This window comes from Nonomuraea sp. NPDC049158, assembly GCF_040648335.1.
GTDB lineage: Bacteria > Actinomycetota > Actinomycetes > Streptosporangiales > Streptosporangiaceae > Nonomuraea.
In genome coordinates this window covers 136,325-161,352 of the sequence record NZ_JBEZDM010000012.1, presented here as the reverse complement: position 1 = coordinate 161,352, position 25,028 = coordinate 136,325, and the positions used below count along the sequence as shown (strand labels likewise).

The following is a 25,028-nucleotide window of genomic DNA, read 5'->3' as shown; positions in this document are numbered from 1 at the left end:
TGCTGGCGATCTTGGGAAGAGCGCGGATCGGCGGGAGAGAGCATGACTGAGCGGATGGACGAGCGGCTGCGCAGGTGGCGGCTGGTGCTGGGCGGTGGTGACGCCGACGGCATCTGCGCCGGCCGTCAAGGAGGCGCGGGCGGCGGGCTCGAGGGCGCGGACGCGGACATGGACCGGGCGCTGGCCGCCGTGTACGACCGCGACGGCGGCCTAGGCGCCTCGGCGCCCCGGGTGGCGCGGTGGCTGGGCGACATCAGAACCTATTTCCCCTCGACCGTCGTCCAGGTCATGCAGAAGGACGCGATCCAGCGGCTCAACCTCACCAGGTTGCTGCTCGAACCCGAGATGCTGGAGGCCGTCGAGCCCGACGTACACCTGGTCGGCACGCTGCTGGCGCTCAACCGGGTCATGCCCGACCAGGCGCGCGAGTCGGCCAGGGCGGTGGTGCGCAGGGTCGTACAGGAGCTCGAACGCAGGCTCGCCCAGAAGACCAGGGCCGCCGTCACCGGCGCGCTCGACCGCTCGGCCAGGACCCACCGGCCCAAGCGGGTGTCCGACATCGACTGGGATCGGACGATCAGGGCGAACCTCAAGAACTACCTGCCCGAGAAGAACACGGTCGTGCCCTCGCGGCTCGTCGGCTACGCGCGCCGGCAGCGGTCCGTGCAACGCGAGGTGGTGCTCGCCATCGACCAGAGCGGGTCGATGGCGGCCTCGGTGGTCTATTCGAGTGTGTTCGGGGCGGTGCTGGCCTCGATGCGGTCGCTCAAGACGTCGCTGGTGGTGTTCGACACGGCCGTGGTGGACCTGACGGATCAGCTGCATGACCCGGTCGAGCTGCTGTTCGGCACGCAACTGGGCGGCGGTACGGACATCAACCGGGCCATCGCCTACAGCCAGGGCCTCATCTCGCGACCGGCCAACTCGATCTTCATCCTCATCAGCGACCTTTACGAGGGCGGCGTCCGGCAGGAGATGCTGCGCAGGGTCGCTGCGATGACCCAGGCGGGCGTCCAGGTGATCGTGCTGCTGGCGCTGTCCGACGAGGGCGCGCCCTTCTACGACCACGAGAACGCCGCCGCGCTGGCCGCGATGGGGGTCCCGGCCTTCGCGTGTACGCCTGACGCGTTCCCGGATCTGATGGCCGCCGCGATCGAGCGCCGCGACATCGCCCAGTGGGCCGAACGGCACGTCGGCATGGGTTCCTGAAACGTGGCGAAAGGGCCGCGACGCCAGGTCGCGGCCCTTGAGAACAGGTGTCAGTGCCCCGCTTGCTCCACGCTGGCCTTACGCGGCAGCAGGTACGCCAGCAGGAAGGTCAGCACCAGCAGCCCGATCTCGACCCAGATGGTGACCTGCATCGCCGAGCCGAAGCTCCACTGGCTCTTGAGCAGGTTGAAGAAGAGCGTGCCGAGCAGGGCGCTACCGAGCGCGCCGCCGAGCTGCTGGGTCGCGGTCAGCGTGCCCGACGCCGAGCCGGACTCGTGCGGCTCGACGCCCGAGAGCACGATGTCGAAGAACGGCGCCATGGTCAGGCCCATCCCGATGCCCACGAAGGCCAGGCCGGGGGACAGCTGCCAGGGGCTGACGTCGGTGCCGACCAGGTGGATGGTCAGGCCCAGCACGCCCGCGCCCACCGCCATCACCGCGGTGCCGATCTGCAGCAGGCCGCGGCCGAGCTTCTCCTGCAGGCCCGACATGGCCAGGCCGAAGCCGATCACGCCGCCGATGGCCTGCGGCAGGCCGGTGAGGCCGGCCTTGAGCGGGCTGTAGCCGAGCCCGACCTGGGTGTAGAGGGTGAAGACGAGGCTGAGGCCGATCATGCCGGAGAAGAAGGCCAGCCCGGCCACCAGCCCGCCGGTGAAGGCGCGCTTGCGGAACAGGCTCGGCGTGACCAGCGGGTCCTTTCCTGAAGCGGCGCGGCGGCTCTCGTACCGGCCGAAGACGGCGAACACCACGATCGAGGCGGCCATCGACACGAACGTCCAGACGGGCCAGTCCAGCTCGCGGCCCTGAATGAGCGGGAAGATCAGCAGGAACGCGGCAGCCGAGACCAGCAGCATGCCGACCAGGTCGAGCTTGGTGGCGTTGGAGAGCCTGAACTCCGGCAGGAACCGCATCCCGGCCAGCGCGGCGGCCAGTCCGAGCGGCAGGTTGATCAGGAAGATCATGCGCCAGCCGGTGCCGAACAGGTCGGCGTCGATCAGCCAGCCGGCCAGAATCGGGCCGCCCACGGACGAGATCGTCATGACCGGGCCGAACATGCCGAACGCCTTGCCCATCTCCTGCGGCGGGAACATCTCCTTGATCAGGCCGAGTCCCTGCGGCAGCATCACGGCGCCGAACAGGCCCTGCACCACGCGGCCGGCGATCAGCATCTCCGGGTTCGCGGCGATTCCGCACAGTAATGAGGCGGCGGTGAAGCCCAGGGCGCCGATCACGAACATGCGCCTGCGGCCGTAGAGGTCGCCGAGCCGGCCACCGGTGATCAGGCCGACGGCCATGGCCAGGGTGTAACCGGCCACCAGCCACTGCACCAGGCTCGACGAGCCGCCCAGATCCTTCTGGATGGTCGGTGCGGCGATGGAGGTGACCAGCGCGTCCAGCAGGTCCATGACCTCGGCGGTCAAGATGACGAACAGCGCGACCCAGCGCCAGCGGTAAGGCTGGACCTCCGAGTCCGCCTGGGGGGCGGTGACGGTCATGGGGACTCCTTGGTAGAACGCCGTTTCTTACTACGAACACTGTTCGCTACGAACACTGTTTTAGTGGCGAACAGTGTTCGTGTCAAGTACAGTGTTCGTCATGGGAAGCAGCGAGAACGTCCCGCCCCCGCCGTGGCGCAAGGCGCGTAAGCCGGTTCAGCTCAAGCGGCAGCTGAGCCAGGACCTGATCGTCGAGACGGGGCTGCGGATCCTTGACGCAGAGGGCCTCGACGGGCTGAGCATGCGCCGCGTCGCGCAGGAGCTCGACACCGGGCCCGCCTCGCTCTACGCGCACGTCGCCAACAAGGAGGAGCTCCTGGAGCTCATCTATGACCGGGTGCTCGGCGAGATCCAGCTGGCTGTCCCCGACCCGGCCCGCTGGAAGGAGCAGCTGCGCGAGTACGCGATCGAGTGCCACCGGGTGCTGGGCAGCCATGCCGACGTGGCCAGGGCCGCGCTGGCCAGCATCCCCGTCGGCCCGAACGCGCTGCGCATCGCCGAGTACGTCTTCGGCCTGCTCATCGACGCGGGCATGGCGCCGCGTGACGCGTCGCTCGCCGTCGACCGGATCTCCCTCTACATCACCGGCGACGCCTTCGAAGGCTCGCTGCACTTCGGCAGGATGCGGGCCACGGGTCTCGGCCTGGAGGAATACTTCAAGTCGTTCGTCGGCCATATCGAGAGCCACTACCGCGCCCTGCCTGCCGAGCGGTTCCCGCACATCGCCGAGCACGTAGACGATCTGATCGCCGACGACGGGCAGGCACGCTTCGAGTACGGCCTCGATCTGATGATCGACGGTCTCCAGGCCCGGATGCCTTAGGCCCGCAGGCCCCGGATTCCCTAAGCCCAAGGGCCTAGGGCCGGCGCCCGATGTGCTGACCGGGGTGTCCGGCATAGTTTGCCGGGCATGACCACAACTCTTGAAGCACCTCCTGTCAGTGTGGTGTCGGCGAAGTACCGGGCGCTCAGCGTGGGGCTGGTGGCGCTCGTCATGTTGGTGGCGTTCGAGGCGATGGCGGTGGCGACGGCGATGCCCGTCGTGGCGCGCGAGCTCGGCGGCATGCACCTGTACAACCTGGCCTTCAGCGCCACCCTCGCGGCCAGCGTGATCGCCACCGTGCTCGGCGGCAGGTGGAGCGACGTGAAGGGCCCGCTGCCGGCGGTCGGCACCGGCGTGGCGGGCTTCGTGGCCGGACTGCTGGTGGCCGGGTTCGCGCCGAACATGGAGGTGTTCGTCGCTGGGCGGTTCATTCAGGGGCTCGGCGGGGGCCTGATCCAGGTGGCCCTCTATGTGCTCGTGGCGAGGGTCTATCCGGGTGAGATGCATCCCAGGGTGTTCGCGCTGTTCTCGGCCGCCTGGGTGGTGCCGTCCATGGTCGGCCCGGCCATCGCCGGATTTGTGGTGGAGAATGCCGACTGGCGGTGGATCTTCCTCGGCGTCTCCCTGATCGTCGTGCCCAGCGCGCTGCTTCTGTGGCGCGGCACCGCGGGCGCGGGCCTGCGCGGTGGCGAGGCCGAGCCCGCCCCCGGCCTCGGGCGCAAGCTGGTCTGGGCCACGCTGACCGCCGTGGCCGCCGCGCTGATCCAGTACGGCAGCGCGCTCCAGCTCCGCGGCCTGCCCCTGCTCGCGACCGGGATCGTCCTGCTGGCCGTGTCCCTGCCCAGGCTGCTGCCCCGCGGCTCGCTCAGGGCCGCCCGCGGGCTACCGAGCGCCCCGGTGCTCCGTGGCCTGGCCTACGGCTCGCTGATGGCGGCCGAGGTGCTCATCCCGCTCATGCTGATCAGCGAGCGTGGCCTGACGCCCACCGGCGCCGGCATCGTCCTGACCGTCGGCGCGCTCGGCTGGTCCACCGGATCCTGGATCAAGGGCCGCGGCGCCATCAGTCACCTGGCCGCGCTGCGCGGTGGCGCCATCATGATCGCCACCGGCATCGCGCTCATGTCGCTCGTGCTGATCGACTCCGTGCCGATCGCCCTCGCGTACGTGGCCATGGCCATCTCCGGGCTCGGCATCGGCGCGCTGCACCCCACGGTGTCCGTACTGGTGCTGGAGATGTCCGCGCCGGGAGAGGCGGGCCAGAACACCGCGGCCCTCGGCGTCGGCGAGTCCGTGTTCACCGTCGTCGCCGTCGCGGTCACCGGAGCCCTGTTCACAGCCACCGGTGAGACCTATCTGGTGGGCCTCGCCTTCACCTTCGCCCTCGCCGTGCTGGCCGCCGTCATCGCCCCGCGTTTTGCCCAGCACACGAAGGCAGGCACACTGGAAGGAGTCGTTTCTTAGCTTCGTCGCAGAGGGGGGTACATGCCGCGAGTGCGGGAGCTAGAGGTCTTCCGGCTGGTCCTGCCGTACGGCAGGCGGTCGGAGAGCCTGCTCGTCAAGCTCACCGACTACGCCGGCATGACCGGCTGGGGTGAGGCGCTGGATCCCCAGCCCAAGACCTGGGCCCGGCTGGAGGAGTCACTGGCCGCCCAGCTCATCGGCGTCGACTGGGAGCACCCCGACGCCGTACTGAGCGGTGACCCGGCCGTCGACATGGCCTGCTGGGACCTGTGGACCAGGATGCGCGGCGTGCCGCTCGCCGAGGCGATCGGCGGCACCCGCACCTCCCTGATGGCCACCGTCCGGCTCGAACCCGACCCGTCACTCGAAAGCCTGGTCTCACGGGTCAACCAGCAGGTCTGCGCGGGTTACGGCCACGTGACGCTGGACGTACGCCCTGGCTGGGACGTCGAGCCGGTTCGGGCCGTACGCCTGGCCTATCCGGCTCTGACGCTGGCCGTCGACGGCGGCGGCGCCTACTCCGAGGGCGGCCAGCTCGTGGCGCTGGACTCGTACGGCATCGAGGTCATGGAACGGCCCTTCCCCGTCGGCGACGTCTACGCGCACGCCTCGCTGCAGGACGAGGTGGCGGCGTCGGTGGCGGTCGAGGTGCGCTCCTCGGCGGAGCTCGACGACTACCTGACCCTGCGGGCCGCGCGGGTGCTGATCCTGCGGCCCACCGCGTTCCCGTCGCTCAGCGAGGCCCGCCGGGCGCACGACCGGGCCGCCGCGGCCGGCTGGGACATCCAGTGCGCGGGCGGCCAGGGCGCCGGACTGGCCCGGGCGGCCACGGTGGCGGTGGCCAGCCTGCCAGGGTGCACGCTGCCGTGCGACGTGACGCAGCCGCCGCGCAACAACCAGATCGTGACGCCGATCGTGGGGGCGAACGCCGGGGTGGTGGCGGTGCCGCTGACGCAGGCGGGGCTGGGGCACGTCATCGACGAGCCCCGGGTACGCCGGATGGCCAAGGACTCGTTTCGCGCGTGACGGCTATGTGATCTAGCCCCCCAACCTTTATCCCGAAACTTCGCGATAAAGGGGCTTGATGTGGGGGATGTGCCGGCGTTAACCAGGTGGCGGACACTTGTTGCCATTCTGCGGTCATCGGCGCCGCGAGCAAGCTGCTCGGGCGGGAGGCCACCGCGCGGGACGTCGTCCAACTGGCCGTCGACGGCCGGGCGGGGCGCGGCCTGCCGTACGGACTCGAACCTGGAGGACCTTTGACGGAGCGGGACCGGGACGAGGACTCCCGGCGGCTGGCGGCGGAGTCACTGGCGGCCGGTGATCCGACGGGGTGGTTCGAGCGCCTGTACGCGGAGTCGGCGATGGGTGAGGCGATCGTCCCGTGGGACTCACAGACACCCCACCCACTGCTCGTCGAGTGGCTCCCTACGGCGTTGGGCTCGGGAGTGGGTCGGCGAGTGCTGGTGGTCGGGTGCGGGCTGGGGGACGACGCCGAGTACGTGGCGCGGTTCGGCTACGACACGGTTGCCTTCGACGTCAGCGAGTCGGCCGTACGCCTGGCCCAGGAGCGCTTTCCGGACTCCACGGTGGACTATCGAGCCGCCGACCTGCTCGCCTCGCTCACCGAGTGGCGCCACGCGTTCGACCTGGTGGTGGAGATCATGACCGTCCAAGCTCTGCCGGAGCACCTCCACGCGCGGGCCATCGACTCGGTCTCCGGCTTCGTCGGGCCGGGCGGCACGCTCCTGGTGATCGCCTCGGCCCGTGAGGAGGGCGGCCCGGTGTTCGCCCCGCCGTGGCCCCTCACGCCGTCCGAGATCGCGTCCTTCGCGTCGGAGGGCCTGGTCACGGACCGCATCGAAGACCTCCGCGACCCGGAACGCCACCGCTGCCGCGCCACCTTCCATCGCCCCGCCCTCAGCGAGTAAGACTGCGGCAGCGTCAGCGAGGAAGGCCGTGGCATTCCTCCCCTTTAGGGATGGCCTCTATCATTCGTTGGCGTGTCCCCATATCTCGCCAGTGAACTCCGTGAGAGCGCGCGGAGCCGGAACGGCATCCGACCGAAGGGGCCCGGCCTGCCGCACGTCGCGGACGTGACCGGCCCCTCAGACCTGCCGCTGCGCCACTATCGGCCCGCCGGCGAGCCGCGCCCGCTGATGGTGTTCCTGCACGGTGGCGGATGGGTCTTCGGTGACCTGGAGACGCACGACAGGACCTGTCGCCGCATCGCCAAGGAGTGCGATGTCGAGGTGCTGGCGGTGGACTACCGGCTGGCTCCGGAGCATCCGTTCCCGGCCGCCATCGATGACGTCGTCGACGTGCTCCGCTGGGCCGGGCCGGTGGCCGTGGCGGGCGACAGCGCGGGGGGATATCTCGCTGCCATGGCCTGCCTGCGGTTGCGAGACGAGGGCGGCCCGCTTCCTGCCGTACAAATCTTGATATGTCCGAACACCGATCTCACGCTCTCCCAGCCGAGCGTCGCCGAGAAGGGGACAGGCTATGGGCTCGACGCCGACATACTGAACTGGTTCGTCGCCCAGTGGATGCCGGACCCGTCTGGGCGCCGGTCGGCGAGTCTCCTGCACCAGCCGGACCTGTCCGGTCTGCCGACGGCCCTGGTGGTGACCGCCGAACACGACGCGCTGCGCGACGAGGGCGACGCCTACGCCCGCCGCCTGGCTGAAGCCGGAGTCGACGTCACGCACCGGTGCGAACCCGGCCTCGTCCACGGATTCATCCAAGGCATGGACCTGACCAGCCCAGAGGCGGCGGCCGCGCACGAACGGTTCTTCGCCGACGTCCGGGGACTGATCCCGCGATAGGCCGACGTCCGGCCGAAAAACAGAAGCGATTCTGGAAATCGCCCCTGCGGCTCGGTCCCACGATCAGGCCGGTTCGTGGTCCGCGAGTCGGCGGTCCGCCGCGATCTGGCCGGTGGAAAGGTCCAGCAGGCGGCACGCCGTGAGGATCTGGAAGCGCACCTCGACGAGCGTCAGGATGTCGGCCATCCAGTGCTGGATCGCGGCGTCGGCCGTGCCGATCACCACCCAGATGACCTGGCGCTGGTGGTCGGTCATGGGGCCGACCGCCCGCTGGACGATCTCCATGTGCGGGCGCGTCAAGCGGTCGCGTTCGGCGCTGAAGGTAGGGTCTGTCAGCGAGCTGAGCCGCCTGACCACGGCCCCCAGACCAGCGCGGCTTCGACGCGTACGTGGCCAGTGACTGCACGACCGCCTACGGAGAGGCGCGCGACCCGGCGCTGGGCGCGATGTCCGTGGTGTTCGCCACGGTCGGTAAATGGCGCGAGCTGTTCGACCTGGTGGGCGAGGAGTAGCGCGTCAGCAGCGGCGGGTCCAGTGCTTGCGGGCCCAGACGTTGCGGCACTTTCTTGACGGCGTACCGAGATAACCGTCGTCGGTCTTGGTGCAGACGCCGTTCACCGTTTCCGTGCACTCATTGGTGGCGACGCACTCATTGTTGATGGTCGTGGTGCAGTACTCCTCTTCATCGCTTTCCGCGTCATCGGGCTCGGGGGCGTCCGGATCCTCGTAACCGATCGCTGCCTTGGCGGCGTCGCCGCCTTTGCTACGGGCGTTGTACGCCTCCGCGTACGGCTCACGGAAAGAGCCGTCGTCGGCTTTCTTGCCCATCGCCGGAACGGTGCCGTCGATGCGGATGTAATACCAGCCGTATCCCTTCTCGCCGTCGTCGCACCTGATATTCGCGAACCGGATCCGAGTAGCCTTTCGCACGCAGACCTTCACACGGTCGTCGACGTCGGCGATCATCGCGTCCGACCCGCTGCCGCCCTTGGCGGGAGCTCGGTAGGAGTCGCCTCGTGGCTGTTTGAACGAGCCGTGCTTGGCCTTGGAGCCGGTGGCGGTCACCCGGGCGTCCAGCGAGAAGAAGTACCAGGCGGCGCCGGGCCGCGCGTCGTCACACGGTCGATAGTTGATCCGCAGGTGCGTCTTCTTGTTGACGCAGATCTCGACGAAGCCCGCGTCGTCGTCATCGCTTTCTTCTGACGTCGAATTCTTCGGGACCGGTTGTTCGGCGACCGGATTAGTGGTTTCGGTCTCGGCCGGTGGCGAAGTGGTGGTGCATCCGGCGATCAGGAGCACGGAGGTGACGAGGAAAACGAGTCGTAACGGGATGGGCGACAAAGGACCTCACATGGTGCGACGACTGGGACCCCGATTTATCAGGGGTACGTTAGCGTAAAAGCGCCCGCCACCGTGGTGACGGGCGCTTCGGGTGTGTCGCATCGCGAGCGAGAATGGCCGCCTAAACCAGCGCCGCTTCCAAGCCTAAACCAGCGCCGCTTCCAAGAGGAGCGCTCCGGCGCCCAGGAGGGCGGCGTCCCGGCCGGCCCGGGCCGGGGCGATCTCCAGGTCGCGGGTCGCCAACGGCAGGCAGCGCTCGTACACCGCCGCCCTGATGGAGGTGATCAGCGGTTCGGCCGCCGACAGGCTGCCGCCCACCGCGATCACGTCCGGGTTGAAGAAGTTGACCAGCACGGTGAGGACCTCGCCGATCCGCCGCCCCGCCCCTCGGACCAGGCTGGTGGCCTCGGGGATCGCGTCGTCCACCAGGCTCACGATGTCCGCGGGACGGGCCACGGTGATCCCGGAGTCGGCGAGGGCCGACATGAGGGCGGCCCCGCTCGCGTACGCCTCCAGGCAGTCGGGGTGGCCGCAGGCGCACAGGACGGAGGAGTCGGAACGTACCCGTACGTGGCTGATGTCGCCCGCCGCGCCCCGGCCCCGGTGCAGGTGGCCGTTGACGATCACGCCGCAGCCGATGCCGGTCCCGGCCTTGAGGACCATGAGGTTGTCGCAGCCGGGCCAGTGCCTGGCCTCGCCGGCGGCCATCAGGTTGGCGTCGTTCTCGACGAGGATCGGCAGGTCGTAGCGCAGGCCCAGGTGCTCGGCCACGGGGAAGCCGTTCCAGCCCGGCATCCGCGACGGCGTGACCACCCGGCTGGTGGCCGGGTCCACCGGGCCGGGGATGCCGGTCCCCACCCCGCGCAGCGGCACGTCATCCGGCACATGTACGGCCAGCAGCTCGTCGAAGGCGTCCGACAGCAGGTCCAGCGTGGCCTCCGGACCCCGGGCGATCTCGCAGGGCCGCTCCTCGATCACCAGCGGGGCGCCGCTGAGGTCGAGCAGCCCGAGCCGGGCGTGGTGCGCGCCGAGGTCGGCGACCGCCAGCACCCCGGCCGACGGCGACAGGCGCAGCCGCCTGGGCCGGCGCCCGCCCCGTGAGGTGCCCGAGCCCTCCTCGCCGAGCAGGCCCAGCGAGATCAGCTCCTCGACCCGCAGCGAGACGCTGGAGGCGGCCAGACCGGATAAGCGGGCGAGGTCGGCCCGCGACTCGGCCCGGCCGGTGGCCACGAGACGCAGCAGGTCCCCCTGTGCCCCGCTCACGGGCAGCCGCTGGTTCATGCTGAGAGGAATATCATGAGCGGACTTCCTGCGACAACGTATTGACTTCGTACGAAATCTGCCACTACGTTCCGCTTCATCTTCGATTTCGAAGGAAGTGGATGGTCATGAAGAGACTTGTCGCTGTCGTCGCCGTTTCCCTGTTAGGCCTGGCGGCCTGCGGCGAGACGAGCAGCCCCGCCGTGCCCGGAGGAGAGGCCAAGAAGGACGACGTCCTCGCGCAGGCGCCGGTCGCGGCCGCCGCGGACATCCTGCCCGGCTCCACCATGGAGAAGATCAAGCAGCGCGGCGAGCTGATCGTCGGCGGCTCGCTGGACGCGCCGTTGCTCTCCCAGCAGAACCCGGCCACCGGCCAGGTCGAGGGCTTCGACGCCGATCTGGGCAAGGCGCTGGCCAAGTACATCATCGGCCAGCCCAAGGTGAAGATCGTCAACTCGGCCTCGGAGACCCGCGAGGCGCTGCTCGCCAACGGCACCGTGGACGTCGTCTTCCAGACGTACACGATCACGCCGGAACGGGCGAAGCAGGTGGCGTTCGCCGGGCCGTACTACACCTCCGGTCTGACCATCGCGGTGAAGAAGGGCGCGACGGGCATCGCCAAGCCCGAGGACCTGAACGGCAAGAAGGTCCTCGCCGGCGCCAACACGCCCGCCATCCCGGCGATCAAGAAGTTCGCGCCGCAGGCGGAGATCATCACGTTCGGCAGCGACCCGGAGTGCCTCCAGGCGCTCAAGCAGGACCGAGGCGTCGCCTACGTCCAGGACGAGACGCTGCTGATCGCCGACGCCAAGAAGGACCCGTCGATCCAGATCGTCACCAAGCCCTTCACCGTGGATCCGTACGGCATCGGGCTCAAGCACGGTGACGACCAGTTCAAGACGTTCACCAACACTTGGCTGAAGAAGATGCAGGACGCCGGGGCCTGGCAGAAGATCTGGAAGAACTCCATCGGCACGGTCGTCGTGGGCGAGGCTCCGCAGCCGCCCCAGATCGGCTCCGTGCCGGGGTCCTGATGTCCGTCCTCCTCGACCACCTGCCCGAGCTGTGGCAGGGGCTGCTCGTGACGTTCCAGCTGACCGCCGCGTCGTTCCTCGGCGCGGCGGTGCTGGGCGTGCTGGTCACCGCCCTGCGGGTGAGCCCGGTGCGGGTGCTGCGCGCCCTCGGCACCGCGTACGTGGAGACCTTCCAGAACCTGCCGCTGCTGGTGCTGCTCGTCCTGGCGGTCTTCGGGCTGCCGGAGATCGGCATCCAGGCCGACCTGCGGGTGACGGCCATCGTGGTGATCGCCGTGTACGAGGCCGCCTACATCGGCGAGGCGCTGCGGTCCGGGGTGAACTCGGTGGCCAAGGGGCAGGGCGAGGCGGCCCGCGCGATCGGGCTGACGTTCGCCCAGTCGCTGCGGCACGTCATCCTGCCGCAGGCGCTGCGTACGGTGGTGCAGCCGATCGGCAACATCTTCATCGCGCTCACCATGAACACGGCGCTCGCGGCGGCCGTCGGCGTCGTCGACCTGACCGCGGCGGCCAACCGGGTGAACCTCCTCGAGGCCCAGCCCATCCCGATCTTCGTCGGCGCGGGCGCGGCCTACGCGCTGATCGCCGCCTGCGCGGGCTTCGTCACCGGCCGGCTCGAACGACGGCTGGCGATCCTGCGATGAGCACCGGCGATTTCAAAAGAGCGCTGGGCGATTTCAAAGAGCACTGGGGGTAAGGCCATGAGCACCGCTCTGTTCGACGAGCCGGGCCCTCGAGCGCGGCGGCGCATCCGGATCGCGACCGTCGTGGGCACACTCGCCGCCCTCGCGCTGCTCGCGCTGGCCGTCCGGCAGTTCGCCGCCAACGGGCAGCTCGACGCCGCGCGCTGGCAGCCGTACGCCACCTGGCCCATGTGGCGCTATCTCCTGACCGGGTTGTGGACCACCGCGCTGGCCGCGGTGGTCTCGGCCGCGCTGGCGATGGCGCTCGGGCTGGTGCTGGCCCTGGGCCGGCTGTCGCGCCACCGCTTCCTGCGCGTCCCGGCCGCCGCCTACGTCGAGGTGGTCAGGACCATCCCGACGCTGCTGCTGGTGTACGTGGTGCTGTTCGCGCTGCCGAAGTACGGGCTGGACCTGCCGCTGTTCTGGAAGCTCGTGGTGCCGCTGTCGGTGTCGAACGCGGCGGCGTTCGCCGAGATCTTCCGTGCCGGGATCCGCTCCATCGAGCGTGGCCAAGGCGAGGCGGGCCTGGCGGTCGGCCTCACCCACGGCCAGACCATGCGCCTGATCGTGCTGCCGCAGGCCGCCCGCCGGGTGCTGCCGTCGATCGTCAGCCAGTCGGTCGGGCTGCTCAAGGACACCGCGCTCGGGTTCGTCGTCAGCTACGCCGAGCTGCTCTACAGCGGCAAGGTCCTGGCCGCCTACAACGGCTACCTCATCCAGACCTACCTCGTCGTCGCGCTGGTCTACCTGGTGGTCAACGCGTCGCTGTCCAAACTGGCCCGTACCCTGGAGGCCCGCCGGCGCGCGGCCCCCGCCATCCCCAGAACCAGAACCAGAACCAGAAGGAGATTCGCTCGTGCCTGAACTCGCCCTCCTCGCCGAGGTCGTGCGCTCCGGATTCGTCGAGAGCCTCCACTACGGCAGCGCCGTCGGCCTCGACCCGTCGGGCCGGGCCGCGGTCGAGCTCGGCCGGGTCGAGGCGCCGGTGCTGCCCCGCTCGTCGGCCAAGCCGTTCCAGGCGCTGGCCTGCCTGGTCGCGGGCGCCGCCCTGAGCGGGCCGCGCCTGGCGATCGCCGCGGGCAGCCACACGGGCGAGGACTTCCACGTACGGCTGGTCGGCGAGCTGCTGGCCGACTACGGGCTGGACTTCGGGGCGCTCGGCTGCCCGGCGTCCTGGCCCGAGGACCAGGCCACCATGCACGCGCTGATCAGGCAGGGCCAGGGCGTCTCCCGCGAGCGGATGAACTGCTCGGGCAAGCACGCCGCGATGCTGGCCGCCGCCGTGGCCAACGGCTGGGACGTGGACTCCTACCTGGCCGCCGAGCACCCGGTGCAGCTCCGGGTGCGCTCGGTCACCGAGGACCTGGCGGGGGAGAAGGCCGCCCACGTGGCCGTGGACGGCTGCGGGGCGCCCCTGTTCGGGCTCTCGCTGACCGGCCTGGCGCGGGCCGTACAGGCGCTCGTGCTGGCCGCGCCCGGCAGCGCGCCGCGCCAGGTGGCCGACGCGATGCGCGAGCACCCCGAGTACGTCGGCGGGACCGGCCACCAGAACACCGAGCTCATGCGCGCCCTGCCCGGCGCCCTGGCCAAGGGCGGCGCCGAAGGCGTGCTGGTCGTGGCGATGGAGTCCGGGCACTCGGTCGCGGTGAAGGTCATCGACGGCAGCCCGCGCGCCACCACGGTCATCGCCCTGTCCGTGCTGCGCGAGATGGGCTGCGAGGTGTCCTCGGCCGCAGCGTTCGAGAGCGTGGCCGTGCTCGGCGGCGGCGCGCCGGTCGGCCGGATCGTCACAGCGAGCCGCAGCCCTCGGTAAGGGTCTTGGTGGGGTCGCTCTCCTTCTTCTTGGCGGATGGCGATTTGGTGGACTTGGGGGTCGACTCCGGAGAAGCGGTCGCCGCAGTCGGCCGCCCGCCCGCCGAATCGCGGATGGCCTTGTCGGTGATGGCGCGGATCTTCGCCCAGTCCGGGGAGACGGTGCTGATCAGCGGCGGCACGAACTGGATGCTGGTCACCTTGGCGTTCTTGACCTGCAGCGCCAGCGGCACCAAGTGCTTGAGCATCGGCCGGGGGATGTCGGTCCTGATCAGCTCCTTGGTGGCCCCGGCGATCCGGTTGAACCTGGTCAGCACCGTCGCCGGGTCGGCCTGGTCGAGCAGCGCGCCGATCACGCACCGCTGACGGCGCATCCGGGTGAAGTCATCGCTGTAGGTACGCGAGCGGGCGTACCACATCGCGTCGGCGCCCTTCAGCTTGCGCGTGCCCGCCTTGACCAGGCCCTCGTTGTACCGGCCGAACACCACGTCCTGCTCGACCGTGAGCGTGACCCCGCCGATCGCGTCGATCAGCCGGGCGAACCCCCACATGTTGACCAGGGCGTACCAGTCGACCTTGAGCCCGAGGGTGTAGCCGATCGTGTCCATCAGCACCTTGGGGCCCTGGTGCTGCTTGCCGCCGAAGATCTCGGGATGCGCGTCGGCGTACTCCCAGACGCTGTTGAGCAGGTCGCTGCGGCCGCCGCCCGGGTCCGGCGGCAGGCGGAACCCGTTCGGGAAGTGCTGGGCCATCGGCGTGCCCGGACGGAACCGGACGTTCTCCAAGTTGCGCGGGAGGCTGACCAGCACGGTGTTGCCGGTCTTCACGTCGACGGTGGCCACGTTCATGCTGTCGGTGCGTACGCCGATCCGGTTGTCGTCGGCGTCGCCGCCGATGAGCAGGATGTTCACCCTCGTACGGCCCGCCCACGGGTCCTCGGGGCGGGCCGTCGTCTGCTCGGCCTGCGGGTCGGGGTCGGGGGTGCCCTCGTTCACGAAGATGTTGTTGAGCGTCTCCCGGGACGTCCAGACGTAGCTCGTGACCATCCCGAACGGCAGCACGACCACCACGGCGAGCAGCCCCGCGAACGTGCCCACCAGGACCTGCCCGGCCTGCGGCAGACTGCCGGGCCGCAGCACGATGAACGAGTGGACGATCAGCGCGAACCACGCCACCCCGAGCACCACGGCGCCGGCGGTGATGCCCGTCAGCCAGCTGTCCTGGGTCAGATCGCCCAGCAGGTTGTCGGTGCTCAGCCTGACGGCGAGAAGGGCGAGCAGCCCCGCCGCGTAACAGCCGAGCAGTATCAGCCCCGTCTTGCGCCATCCGGCCCGCAGATGCGCAGCTCCCGGCGCGAGCGCGGCCAGCACCAGCCAGCCGAGAACCGCTGCGGCGCTCACCGGTTTCCTTGCCTGCTTCACGCCATCCCCGTTTCCCCGCGAACTTCACCGTAGGCCGAATCGCGGCGGCAGCCTACGGACAGAATGCGAAATATGTCTTTAGGGGAGAGTGAACATTAGTAACCGAATAAGATTCGGCGTATGTCCTTCTCCCAGATCGACTACGGCGTGACCAGCCGGGTCGCCACGATCACATTGAAGCGCCCCGAGAGGCTAAACGCCTTCACCTTTGCCATGCGCGGAGAGTTGATAGAGGCGTTCGACCTCGCGGACGCCGATGACGACGTACGCGCCGTCGTGGTCACCGGCGCGGGCCGGGCGTTTTGCGCCGGGGCCGATCTGGGCGGTGGCGGCGACACCTTCAGCCACCGCGAGCCTGGCGAACTCGTGGACGGCGTGCCGCGCGACGGCGGCGGCACGGTCGCGCTGCGCATCGCCCAGTCCCTCAAGCCGGTCATCGGCGCCATCAACGGCCCCGCCGTCGGCGTGGGCGTCACGATGACGCTGCCGATGGACGTCCGGCTGGCCGCCGACACCGCGAAATTCGGCTTCGTCTTCGCCCGCCGAGGGATCGTCACCGAGGCCGCGTCGAGCTGGTTCCTGCCCAGGCTCGTCGGCATCGCGCAGGCCATGGAGTGGGTGGCCACCGGGCGCGTCTTCCCCGCCTCAGAGGCGCTGGAGGGCCGTCTGGTGTCCCGCGTACTGCCCGCCGAGGAACTGCTGCCCGCCGCCTACGCGCTGGCCCAGGAGATCGCCGACAACACCTCCGCCGTGTCGGTCGCGGCGATCCGCAGGCTGATGTGGTCGGGGCTGTCGGCCTCGTCGCCCTGGGAGGCGCACGCGGCCGACTCCCGGCTGATGGCCGAGCTCGGGTCCGCGCCGGACACCGTGGAGGGGGTGACGGCGTTCCTGGAGAAGCGGTCGGCCGAGTTCCCGATGAAGATCAGTGAGGACCTGCCGGGCGGTGTGCCGTCATGGCCGGTAAATCCTTATCGTGTCTAGCATGTACGACACCACCGTTCTGTCCATGCCGCCCGACTTCGAAGGCGACGTCGTAGCGACGCTGATCTCCCGCCGAGCCGGTTCCCGCAGGGCGGTGCTCTACCTTCACGGGTTCACCGACTACTTCTTCCAGGACCACCTCGCCGACCACTACCTCGGCCGCGGCATCGACTTCTACGCCCTCGACCTGCGCAAGTACGGCAGGTCGTTACTGCCGCACCAGACCAGGGGCCTGGTCAGGAGCGTCACGGAGTACTTCCCGGAGATCGACGAGGCCGTACGCGTCATCAGGCGCGACCACGACGAGCTGACGATCAACGCGCACTCGACCGGCGGCCTGGTCGCGCCGCTGTGGGCCGACCGCGTCCGCGGCCAGGGCCTGGTGCAGGGGCTCGTGCTCAACAGCCCGTTCTTCGACCTGAACGTGCCCGCTCCGCTCCGCCTGGCCGCCGACCTGCTCAAGACGCCGCTGTCGTACTCCAGCCGGGCGTTGCCGCTGGGCGTCAGCTTCGCGTACGGCCAGAGCCTGCACCGCACCGAACAGGGCGAATGGGACTACGACCTGGAGCTCAAACCGCTCGGCGGCTTCTCCGTGCACGCCACCTGGCTGGCCGCCATCCGCCGGGCGCAGCGGCGGCTGCACGCCGGGCTGGCCGTGGACGTGCCGGTCCTCGTGCTCGCCTCGGCCACGGGCCTGCGGGTCCGCGACTTCGTCCCCGAAGCCCGCTCGGCCGACACCGTACTCGATCCCCGGCACATCGCCCGCTGGGCCACCTGCGTGGGCCCGCACGTCACCTGCGTACGCATCCCCGACGGCATGCACGACCTGGTGCTGTCGGCCGAGCCGGTGCGCAAGCAGGTGTTCGCCGAGATCGACCGCTGGCTGAACGCCTTCGTCTACCAGACCGGAGGCTGAGCGCGTTCCTTTACCAGGGGAACGCGAACAATCCGTAGTAGGCCGCCGCCACCAGCAGCAGCCCCGTGCCGCCGAGCACGCCCGCGATCGCCACGTGCTGCCAGCGGCTCGGCCGCATGCCCTCCCGCAGCCCCGCCACGACCGCCGCCACCGCCGTGACCTCCTGCACCAGCATCAGTACGGCCAGCACCCGCACCACCAGCCAGCCGGCCAGCACGGCCGGCCAGGCCCCGGCCTGGTTCACCGAGAACAGCACCAGCACCGTGATGAACGCCAGCACCGAGACCAGCAGCCCCAGCCCCGTCCACGCCATCCGGCGCAGCCTGCGCCTGATCGGCGGCCAGAGCCGGGCGTTCGTGTCGGCCGGGGTCTGCCGGCGGCCGCGCAGGCGTACCACCATCGCGGCCACGGGGCCCGCCACGTAGCCGACGGCGGCCAGGCAGATCGTCAGCCCCAGCATCGTGCCGCCCGCGTACCACGGAGCGGCGGGGACGTCGCTGGCCTCGAAGCGCTGCACCGGCGTCGTGCCCGCCACGTGCAGCTGGGGCCGCGCCGTGCCGGGCAGGCCGAGGATCCAGTTCGCCAGCGTCTCCAAGTAACCGTGCGCGAACGGGCCGCCGTTGATCCGCATCGCGTGGTCGGCCTTGTCCATGAAGCGGATCGTGTACTGGTCGTTGCCCGCCGCCTTGAGCGCGGTGATCAGGGACTGGGACGACTCCACGAACGGGATGGACGGGTCCATCGTCCCGTAGAACGCCAGCACCGGCTGCCTGATCTGGCGCAGCGCGGGCATCGCGTCGTAGCGGAGGAAGTTGAAGCCCACCCCGCCCATCGCCCTGGTGAGCAGGTCGCGCACGCCGATCGGCGCGCGCAGGCGCTGCAACTGCTCGTTCAGCGCCCAGGCCACCTGCCTGAGCGGCGACACGTTCGGCGAGGACACCAGCACCGCGAACCCCACGTCGCGGCTCTTGGCCGCCGCGATGGGCACCACCCAGCCGCCCTCGCTGACCCCCCACAGCCCGGTGCGCGCGGGGTCCACGTCGGGACGCGTGCGCATGTACTCGACCATGCGCAGCGCGTCGTCCGCGAGCAGCCCGAAGTCCCGGTCGCGGAAGTTGTAGCCGACCGTCCGCTTGTCGAAGGCCAGCGTCACCACGCCCGCCTTGGCCAGGAACTCCGCCTGCGGCGTGAACTCCGTCCGCGAGCCGTTGCCCGACCCCGACACGAACACCATCGCCGGATGCCGTCCCGGCGTCGTGGGGGCGCGGACCGTTCCGTACAGTGTCTGGCCCTCCGCCGGGAGCGAGATCTCCTCGCGGTGCACGGGAGCCACCGCCACCACGGGCCGCAGCTCGTTCGCGGGCTGGGGCGGGAGCGCCTGCATCGTGTGATCGGCCTGGAGTGGCGGAGGGTTGAACGCGGGTGGCAGAACGTAGCCGACCGCGGCCAGGGCCACCAGCACCAAACCTGCGGCGACGCTCACGGTGCCACGGCCAGTGCGCATCGGCCTCCCCATGTGGGTTGAATTGCCCGCTGATCTTTCAGCCTACTCCCGAGAGGTGTTACGCAGGGGACCGCATTTGTCGGTGAGACCTGTTAGCTTCCTGCGAATGCGGATCCTGCACACCTCCGACTGGCACCTGGGACGTTCGTTCCATCGCGAGAGCCTGCTCGAAGGTCAGGCCGCGTTCATCGACCACCTGATCGAGACGGTGCGTGCCGAGCGGGTCGACGTGGTGGTGGTGTCGGGCGACGTCTACGACCGCGCCCTGCCGCCGGTCGACGCGGTCGCGCTCTGCGGCGACGCGCTGCGCCGCCTGATGGGCACCGGCGCCCGCACCGTGCTGATCAGCGGCAACCACGACTCGGCGCGCCGGCTCGGGTTCGGCGCCGACCTGATCGACGCCGCCGGGGTGCACCTGCGTACCGACCCGTCCCGCGCCTGGGAGCCGGTGCTGGTCGACGACGTCGCCTTCTACGGCATCCCCTACCTGGAGCCCGAGCTGGTACGCGGCCCCTGGGAGCTGCCCGACCGCAGCCACACCACCGCGCTGTCCCACGCCATGGCGCACATCCGCGCCGACGCCCCGCGACACCGCCACTCGGTGGTCCTGGCCCACGCCTTCGTCACCGGGGGAGAGGCCAGCGACAGCGAGCGCGACATCAGCGTGGGCGGGGTGGCCCACGTGCCGCTGTCGGCCTTCGACGGGGTCGACTACGTCGCGCTCGGCCACCTGCACGGCCGCCAGCGGATGTCGGAGACGGTCCGCTACTCCGGCTCCCCCCTGGCCTACTCCTTCTCGGAGGTCAACCAGAAGAAGGGGTCGTGGCTGGTCACGCTCGGCTCCACGGATGCCGACTCTTTGGAGATTGACTTCGTGCCCGCGCCGGTGCCCCGGCCGATCGGCCGCCTACGCGGTCCGCTGGAGGACCTGCTGACCTCCTCGGCCTATGACGACGTGGAAGACCACTGGCTGCAGGTCATACTGACCGACCCGATCCGCCCCAAATCAGCCATGGACCGGCTGCGCGCCCGCTTCCCCCACACGCTGGCGCTGTCCTTCGAGCCTTCAGGCGGCGCTCCCGTCTCCCAGCCCGCCCGCCTGAGCGGCCGGCCGGAGGCGGAGGTGGCGCTCGACTTCATTCGGGAAGTACGCGGCGAGCCTGCCGGACCTGACGAGGAAGACCTGCTAAGACAGGCGGTCGAGGCATCCAGGGCGAAGGAGACGATGGCGTAGATGCGGCCGCACCGGCTCACGCTCACGGCCTTCGGGTCCTTCCCCGGTTCGGAGACGGTCGACTTCGACGCGCTGGCGGAGGCGGGCCTGTTCCTCGTTCACGGGCCGACGGGCGCGGGCAAGACCACGATCCTCGACGCCCTCTGCTTCGCCCTCTACGGCCAGGTCCCGGGCCAGCGCAACAGCGCCCGCGCGCTGCGCTGCGACCACGCCCCGCCGTCCGTCGGGCCCTCGGTCTCGCTTGAGGTGTCGCTGCGGGGCCGGTTACTGCGCATCCAGCGTTCTCCGGTGTGGCAGCGGCCCAAGTTGCGCGGGACCGGGTTCACCGAGGAGAAGGCCAAGGTCATCGTCGAGGAACGGGTCGGGTCCGCCTGGCACGGCCTGACGACCCGCTCCGACGAGGCCGGTGACCTCGTGGGCGGGCTGCTCGGCATGAACGCCGACCAGTTCTGCCAGGTCGCGATGCTGCCACAGGGGGATTTCGCCAGGTTCCTGCGCGCCGATGGGGATGACCGGCGGCGGCTGCTGGAGCGGCTGTTCACCGTGAAGGTGTTCACCCAGACGGAGTCCTGGCTGGCCGAGCACCGCAAGGCGGCTTGGCGGGATCAGCAGGAGCTGCGGCAGCAGGTGGATTTCGCGATCCAACGCCTGGAGGAGGCGTCAGGCGACCTCACTCCCGCCGCCCTCGGGCCCGTCACTGCTCCTTCTTCTGCTCCCTCCCTCCCGACTTCGGACGCCGCTGACGCCGCTGCGCCTGGTGCTGACGTGGCCCTGTCCGGTGCCGGTGCCGCCGCGTCCGGGGCTGACGCCGCCGCGCTCGGCGCCGAAGCCGAACCGCCTGATTCGGACACCGACCCGCTGGGGTGGGCCGGCGCGCTGCTCGCCGCCGCCCGCGCCGTCGTCGTCCGGACGGCCGAGCAACACGCGGCTGCCGGGCACGCCCTGCGTTCGGCACGTTCCCGCTTCGAGCAGGCGACGTCGCTGGCCGACCGCCAGCGCCGCCATGCCGAGGCCCTGACGTTGCGCCGCACCCTCGACGAGCGAGCGGAGGAACGCGCCGAACTCCAGGCCATCCTCGACGACGCCGCCCGCGCCGACCGCGTACTTCCGCTCATCCGCGCCGCCCGCCAGCGCGCCGAAGCCGCCGCCAAGGCCCACTCCCTGGCCACGGACGCCGTCGCCCGCGCCTACCCCCTCCTGAAAGCCACCCCCACCGGACTTCCCACTCCCACCGACGCGCCTGCGACCTACCCCGCTGACTGGCCGCTTACCGAGCCCTCCCACCACTTGCCCGACTTCTCCGACGACGGTGGCGGGTCCCGGCACGGCGGTGCGGCGGCTCGGGTGGGGAGTCTGGTCGGCTGGGTCGAGCCCGAGCGGCTGCACGCCATGGAACGAGCCCGGCAGGCAGAGATCGCCCGCCTGTCAGAGCTGCTCACCGAGGAAGCCAGGCTGCTGGTCGTCCGCCGGGACCTCAAGCGCGTCGAGGAGGAGCTGACCGGCCTGGCCGCCGAGGACGAGACCGCCGCCACCCGGCTCGCCGCCCTGCCCGCGCTCGTCGAGGAGGCCGAACGCAAGCTGGCGCGGGCCCGGCTGGACGCCGCCAGGATCCCGGCGGCCGAGGACGTACGGACCGCGGCGGCCGAGCTGATCGCCGTCGACCGGGAGCTGGCCGGCCTGACCGCGGAGCTGGACGGGCTCACCCAACGCGAGGCCGAGGTGGCCGCCGCCGACGCGGAGCTGCCCGTACGGCTGGCCGACGTCAATGCCCGCCTCGCCGAGGTACGGGCCGAGACGGCCGCCATCCCCGCCGCCATCGCGACACTCGACGCGGCCAGGGCCGTACGAGATGCCGCCCACCGGGCCGAGGCGCTGGCCGCCGAGCTGGAGTCCGCCGCCGCCGACCATCAGGCGCTTGTGGACCGAGCGCAGGGCCTGCGCGAGCACTGGCTGGACGTACGGCAGGCACGCATCGACGGCATGGCCGCCGAGCTGGCGCGCGACCTGTCCGACGGCAGCCCGTGCTCCGTGTGCGGCTCCGCCCACCACCCCCATCCGGCCTCGCCCGCCCCCAGCGCCCCGTCCGCCGACGACGAGCTGGCAGCGGAGCAAGCCCACGAGGCGGCCCTCTCCGAACGCGAGGCGGCCGAACGCGCACTCGCCTCCCTGGAGTCCCGCCACGCCGACGCCGTGACGGCGGCGGGCGGCCTCGACACCGGCACCGCGGAGACCACGGCGCTCCAGGCCCAGGAGGAGCTGGCCCGCCTGGAGACAATCGCCGAACGCGAGCCCGCACTGGCCGCCGAGCTGGACCGCATAGAGACGGAGCGCGACCGCGTCCGGGACCAGGCCCGCGAACTCGGCGAACAACTCACGGCCCACCGCACCCACCACACCCACTACCAGGCCGAACGCACCCGCCTCGTCGCCCGCCTCCTCCAGAGCGGCCTCCTCGACACCGACACCCGCGTCTCCGGCCTCAACACCCGCCGTTTCACCACCGACACCGGCCACCCCGACACCCGCCACCCCGACACCCGCCACCCCGACGCCCGCCGCCATACACGGTCCGCCCAGTCCGTCCAGACCGATCCCGAGGCGCACGTCTGGGCTGAGGCTGAGGACGGGGCCGACGCCGACGTGCGGCCGCTCGCTCAGACGGATCGGGCCGCGGCCTCCGAGGGAGCGGCTCCAGGAGGAGCCGCCGATGGAGCGACGATCGGTCCCGAGCTGGCGCCCTCCGTGCGGGCCATGGCCGAGGAGGAAGTGGCCCGGCTTCGGGAGTCGGCCGGGCGGGAGGCCGGGCTGGCGCGGGAGGCCGCCGGGCTCAGCCAGGAGCGGCTGGCGCTGGAAGAGCGGGCGCGCCGGGTCACCGCCCGGCTGGCCGCCTGCCGTACCAGGCAAGAGGAGCTCAGCGGTGACGCGGGGCGGCTCACCGCGCGGCTCGACAGCGCGCGCGGCGACGACCCCACGCTCACCGCCCGCCTGTCCAGGCTGAACGACGAGGCCGAACTGCTACGGGAAGCCCTGGAAGCCACGCAGGCAGCCGTCGCCACCGAGGCCGAGCGGGTCAGCGCGGTGGAGGCGGCCGTACGGGCGGCTCTGGAGGCGGGGTTCGGTGATGTGGCCGACGTGGAGGCCGCCGCCAGGAGCGAGTACGAACGGGACGGCAAGGCCGAGCTGCTGCGGCGGCTCGACGCGCAGCACGCGGCCGTGACCAGCACGCTGGCCGATCCCGAGCTGGTGGCCGCCGCGCGGCAGGACGTACCCGATCTGGCCGCGGCCGAGGCGGCGCGCGACGAGGCCGAGCAGGCGCACACGGCGCTGGCGTCGGCCAGGGATCGGGCCGCGCGGCGGGAGGAGCGGGTGGCCGAGCTGGGCGCGGAGCTGGCCGCGTGCATCGAACGATGGCAGCCCGCCGCCGACCGGCACCGGCTGGCCGAGCGGCTGGCGGCGCTGGCCAGCGGTACGTCGAGTGACAACCAGTGGAACATGAGCCTGTCGTCGTTCGTGCTCGGCGAACGGCTCCGGCAGGTGGTCGACGCCGCCAACGAGCGCCTGGACCACATGTCGGCCGGGCGCTACCTGCTGCGGCACGACCTACGGAAGACGGCAGGGGCCAGGGGGCGTTCGGGAGGCGGGCTGGGGCTGCGCGTGGCCGACGGGTGGACGGGCGTCGATCGCGACCCGGCCACGCTGTCGGGCGGGGAGAGCTTCATCACCTCGCTGGCCCTCGCACTCGGCCTGGCCGACGTGGTGACCGCCGAAGCGGGTGGCGCCGAGATCGGCACGCTCTTCGTGGACGAGGGCTTCGGCACGCTCGACGAGGACACGCTCGACGGCGTGCTCGACATCCTCGACGGGCTACGCGACGGAGGGCGGGCGGTCGGCATCATCAGCCACGTCGCCGAGCTGCGATCGAGGATCCCGGCCCAGCTCAGGGTCTCGAAGTCGCGCACCGGATCCACGCTGTCGGCGGTCGGGGTGGGCTGACGACCGGCCCAGGCCTGCGTTCGCTGTCTCAGAAGGTCCTGTCTCAGCGGGGAATCGGCAGCACGCGGTCGGGCCGGTCCTGCTGGTACGCCTGGCCATCCGGGTATATGCGCCACGAGTCGCCCGCCACTCGCAGCATCGGGCTCCGCCACGCCTCGGTCGGGCGGGGAAGCACGATGTGCCGGACACGCCGCAACGCGTCCCAGATCAGCAGCCCGCGGATCTCGCCGAGCAGATTGATCTTGGCCGGATCGTAGAGCGGATGGTCCCACAGGCCGCCGATCTCGGTACAGACGAAGCGATCGTCCAGCCATTCGGCGAACTGCTCGCACAGCGGACCGAAATCCTGGTCACACGGCACCGGCACCTGCTCCCCGTCGACCCAGAGCAGCGTACCGATCCAGTCCGGCCCCCCGATCAACATCGCTTGATGCCGAAGATCGGCGGAGAAGACGACGCGGATCGTGCTCTTGCCCGTCTCGTCGAGATAGTTGAACGCGCACCACTCGTCCTCGAACTCGGAGCCCAGCTCCCGATAGTCGGCAGGCGTCACGCCCGCGGGCGGAGCCGGGTACGCCTGCGCCCATCCGCGTCGGTCGCCCGCCGCGATGCGCCCAACTTCGGTCATCCAGCCCCACATCGACAGGGCGCGCGCCGGGTCCTCTCCGTCGCCCAGGACCCTCATGGTGAAGCGATGCTCCAGCCAATGCGCCAAGGAGGCGCTCCGGACGCCGCCGTCGAGACCGACCGGCGGCCGTCGATCCACACGAACGTCCCGCGCCTGCCTCGGCGCGCTTCGAGCAGCACGGCGTGGTGCCGCGCGTCATAGGAGAAGTAGACGCGTACCGTGACGCCCGCGCGGGACCGCCTCAGGCAGTTGCCGTACGGCCGAAAGCCCGCGCCCACGCAGTCCTCGACCGTCAAGCCGGTCGGCGGGGCCGCAGGCTCATCCGCAGCACGCGTCGCGCCGCGCTCGACCTCGCCCACCGCACAGTGCCCATGACGCGTCGCGGCATGCCCGGCGTCATCCATCCA

Annotated in this window: 23 protein-coding genes; 15 read left to right on the top strand and 8 right to left on the bottom strand. The window is 70.8% G+C overall.

Annotated elements, in window-relative coordinates; genetic code table 11:
• Positions 1-42: 42 nt before the first annotated feature.
• Positions 43-1,209 (top strand): VWA domain-containing protein, encoded by a 1,167-nt coding sequence (locus AB0B61_RS26240; protein WP_358436734.1) that lies wholly within the window; start codon positions 43-45, stop codon positions 1,207-1,209.
• Positions 1,210-1,259: 50 nt separating this feature from the next.
• On the opposite strand, the gene AB0B61_RS26235 is transcribed toward AB0B61_RS26240, so the two are convergent.
• A complete protein-coding gene (locus AB0B61_RS26235; protein WP_358436731.1) occupies positions 1,260-2,705 on the bottom strand; it encodes an MFS transporter in 1,446 nt (481 codons plus the stop codon).
• 100 nt (positions 2,706-2,805) lie between these two features.
• On the opposite strand from AB0B61_RS26235, the gene AB0B61_RS26230 reads away from it, so the two are divergent.
• From AB0B61_RS26230 to AB0B61_RS26210, 5 genes are all read left to right on the top strand, one after another.
• Complete coding sequence (locus AB0B61_RS26230; RefSeq protein WP_358436728.1) at positions 2,806-3,528, top strand: TetR/AcrR family transcriptional regulator; 723 nt, start codon at positions 2,806-2,808, stop codon at positions 3,526-3,528.
• A gap of 87 nt (positions 3,529-3,615) precedes the next feature.
• Positions 3,616-4,989, top strand: a complete 1,374-nt coding sequence (locus AB0B61_RS26225; protein WP_358436726.1) for an MFS transporter — start codon at positions 3,616-3,618, stop codon at positions 4,987-4,989.
• Positions 4,990-5,010: 21 nt separating this feature from the next.
• Positions 5,011-6,015: an enolase C-terminal domain-like protein gene (locus AB0B61_RS26220; RefSeq protein ID WP_358436723.1), complete on the top strand. Its 1,005-nt coding sequence runs from the start codon at positions 5,011-5,013 to the stop codon at positions 6,013-6,015.
• Between the two features lie 86 nt (positions 6,016-6,101).
• On the top strand, positions 6,102-6,920 hold the full coding sequence (locus AB0B61_RS26215) for a class I SAM-dependent methyltransferase (RefSeq protein WP_358436720.1): 819 nt from the start codon (positions 6,102-6,104) through the stop codon (positions 6,918-6,920).
• A 72-nt stretch (positions 6,921-6,992) separates the two neighbouring features.
• Entirely contained in the window at positions 6,993-7,814 is an 822-nt protein-coding gene (locus AB0B61_RS26210; RefSeq protein WP_358436717.1) for an alpha/beta hydrolase, read from the top strand.
• Between the two features lie 63 nt (positions 7,815-7,877).
• Here the strand turns inward: AB0B61_RS26210 and AB0B61_RS26205 are convergent, their stop codons facing one another.
• Complete coding sequence (locus tag AB0B61_RS26205; RefSeq protein WP_358436714.1) at positions 7,878-8,099, bottom strand: hypothetical protein; 222 nt, start codon at positions 8,097-8,099, stop codon at positions 7,878-7,880.
• A gap of 104 nt (positions 8,100-8,203) precedes the next feature.
• On the opposite strand from AB0B61_RS26205, the gene AB0B61_RS26200 reads away from it, so the two are divergent.
• Positions 8,204-8,326 (top strand): hypothetical protein, encoded by a 123-nt coding sequence (locus AB0B61_RS26200; RefSeq protein WP_358436711.1) that lies wholly within the window; start codon positions 8,204-8,206, stop codon positions 8,324-8,326.
• A gap of 4 nt (positions 8,327-8,330) precedes the next feature.
• On the opposite strand, the gene AB0B61_RS26195 is transcribed toward AB0B61_RS26200, so the two are convergent.
• Complete coding sequence (locus tag AB0B61_RS26195) at positions 8,331-9,113, bottom strand: hypothetical protein (RefSeq protein ID WP_358436709.1); 783 nt, start codon at positions 9,111-9,113, stop codon at positions 8,331-8,333.
• Positions 9,114-9,299: 186 nt separating this feature from the next.
• The gene (locus AB0B61_RS26190) at positions 9,300-10,436 is read right to left on the bottom strand and encodes an ROK family protein (protein ID WP_358436706.1); all 1,137 of its coding nucleotides are present in this window, start codon (positions 10,434-10,436) and stop codon (positions 9,300-9,302) included.
• 107 nt (positions 10,437-10,543) lie between these two features.
• Here AB0B61_RS26190 and AB0B61_RS26185 point away from each other — a divergent pair, with 107 nt between their 5' ends.
• From AB0B61_RS26185 to AB0B61_RS26170, 4 genes are read left to right on the top strand one after another with little or no spacing between them, the layout of a single operon-like run.
• A complete protein-coding gene (locus AB0B61_RS26185; RefSeq protein ID WP_358436703.1) occupies positions 10,544-11,449 on the top strand; it encodes a glutamate ABC transporter substrate-binding protein in 906 nt (301 codons plus the stop codon).
• Complete coding sequence (locus AB0B61_RS26180) at positions 11,449-12,093, top strand: amino acid ABC transporter permease (RefSeq protein ID WP_357642796.1); 645 nt, start codon at positions 11,449-11,451, stop codon at positions 12,091-12,093. Before AB0B61_RS26185 ends, AB0B61_RS26180 begins: the two co-directional genes overlap by 1 nt.
• Before the next feature lie 57 nt (positions 12,094-12,150).
• Positions 12,151-12,996 carry an amino acid ABC transporter permease gene (locus tag AB0B61_RS26175; protein ID WP_358436700.1) on the top strand — a complete coding sequence of 282 codons (846 nt, stop codon included), beginning with the start codon at positions 12,151-12,153 and terminating at the stop codon, positions 12,994-12,996.
• Positions 12,989-13,945, top strand: coding sequence for an asparaginase (locus AB0B61_RS26170; RefSeq protein ID WP_358436698.1), 957 nt, complete (start codon positions 12,989-12,991; stop codon positions 13,943-13,945). The genes AB0B61_RS26175 and AB0B61_RS26170 overlap by 8 nt, the downstream gene beginning before the upstream one ends.
• Here AB0B61_RS26170 and AB0B61_RS26165 read toward each other — a convergent pair.
• Positions 13,920-15,344: an LCP family protein gene (locus AB0B61_RS26165; RefSeq protein ID WP_358436695.1), complete on the bottom strand. Its 1,425-nt coding sequence runs from the start codon at positions 15,342-15,344 to the stop codon at positions 13,920-13,922. The two genes, AB0B61_RS26170 and AB0B61_RS26165, sit on opposite strands and share 26 nt — an antisense overlap.
• 141 nt (positions 15,345-15,485) lie before the next feature.
• Between AB0B61_RS26165 and AB0B61_RS26160 the strand changes: the two genes are divergently transcribed.
• Positions 15,486-16,346, top strand: coding sequence for an enoyl-CoA hydratase-related protein (locus AB0B61_RS26160; protein ID WP_358436692.1), 861 nt, complete (start codon positions 15,486-15,488; stop codon positions 16,344-16,346).
• 1 nt (position 16,347) lies between these two features.
• Positions 16,348-17,262: an alpha/beta hydrolase gene (locus tag AB0B61_RS26155; protein WP_358436689.1), complete on the top strand. Its 915-nt coding sequence runs from the start codon at positions 16,348-16,350 to the stop codon at positions 17,260-17,262.
• Positions 17,263-17,272: 10 nt separating this feature from the next.
• Here the strand turns inward: AB0B61_RS26155 and AB0B61_RS26150 are convergent, their stop codons facing one another.
• Positions 17,273-18,766, bottom strand: a complete 1,494-nt coding sequence (locus AB0B61_RS26150; protein ID WP_358436687.1) for a prolyl oligopeptidase family serine peptidase — start codon at positions 18,764-18,766, stop codon at positions 17,273-17,275.
• Positions 18,767-18,872: 106 nt separating this feature from the next.
• Here AB0B61_RS26150 and AB0B61_RS26145 point away from each other — a divergent pair, with 106 nt between their 5' ends.
• Together AB0B61_RS26145 and AB0B61_RS26140 are read left to right on the top strand one after the other, a co-directional pair.
• The gene (locus AB0B61_RS26145) at positions 18,873-20,000 is read left to right on the top strand and encodes an exonuclease SbcCD subunit D (RefSeq protein WP_358436685.1); all 1,128 of its coding nucleotides are present in this window, start codon (positions 18,873-18,875) and stop codon (positions 19,998-20,000) included.
• A complete protein-coding gene (locus AB0B61_RS26140; protein WP_358436682.1) occupies positions 20,001-23,993 on the top strand; it encodes an SMC family ATPase in 3,993 nt (1,330 codons plus the stop codon).
• A gap of 43 nt (positions 23,994-24,036) precedes the next feature.
• Here the strand turns inward: AB0B61_RS26140 and AB0B61_RS26135 are convergent, their stop codons facing one another.
• Together AB0B61_RS26135 and AB0B61_RS26130 are read right to left on the bottom strand one after the other, a co-directional pair.
• Complete coding sequence (locus tag AB0B61_RS26135) at positions 24,037-24,678, bottom strand: hypothetical protein (protein ID WP_358436680.1); 642 nt, start codon at positions 24,676-24,678, stop codon at positions 24,037-24,039.
• Entirely contained in the window at positions 24,675-25,025 is a 351-nt protein-coding gene (locus AB0B61_RS26130) for a hypothetical protein (protein ID WP_358436678.1), read from the bottom strand. The genes AB0B61_RS26135 and AB0B61_RS26130 overlap by 4 nt, the downstream gene beginning before the upstream one ends.
• Positions 25,026-25,028 lie beyond the last annotated feature (3 nt).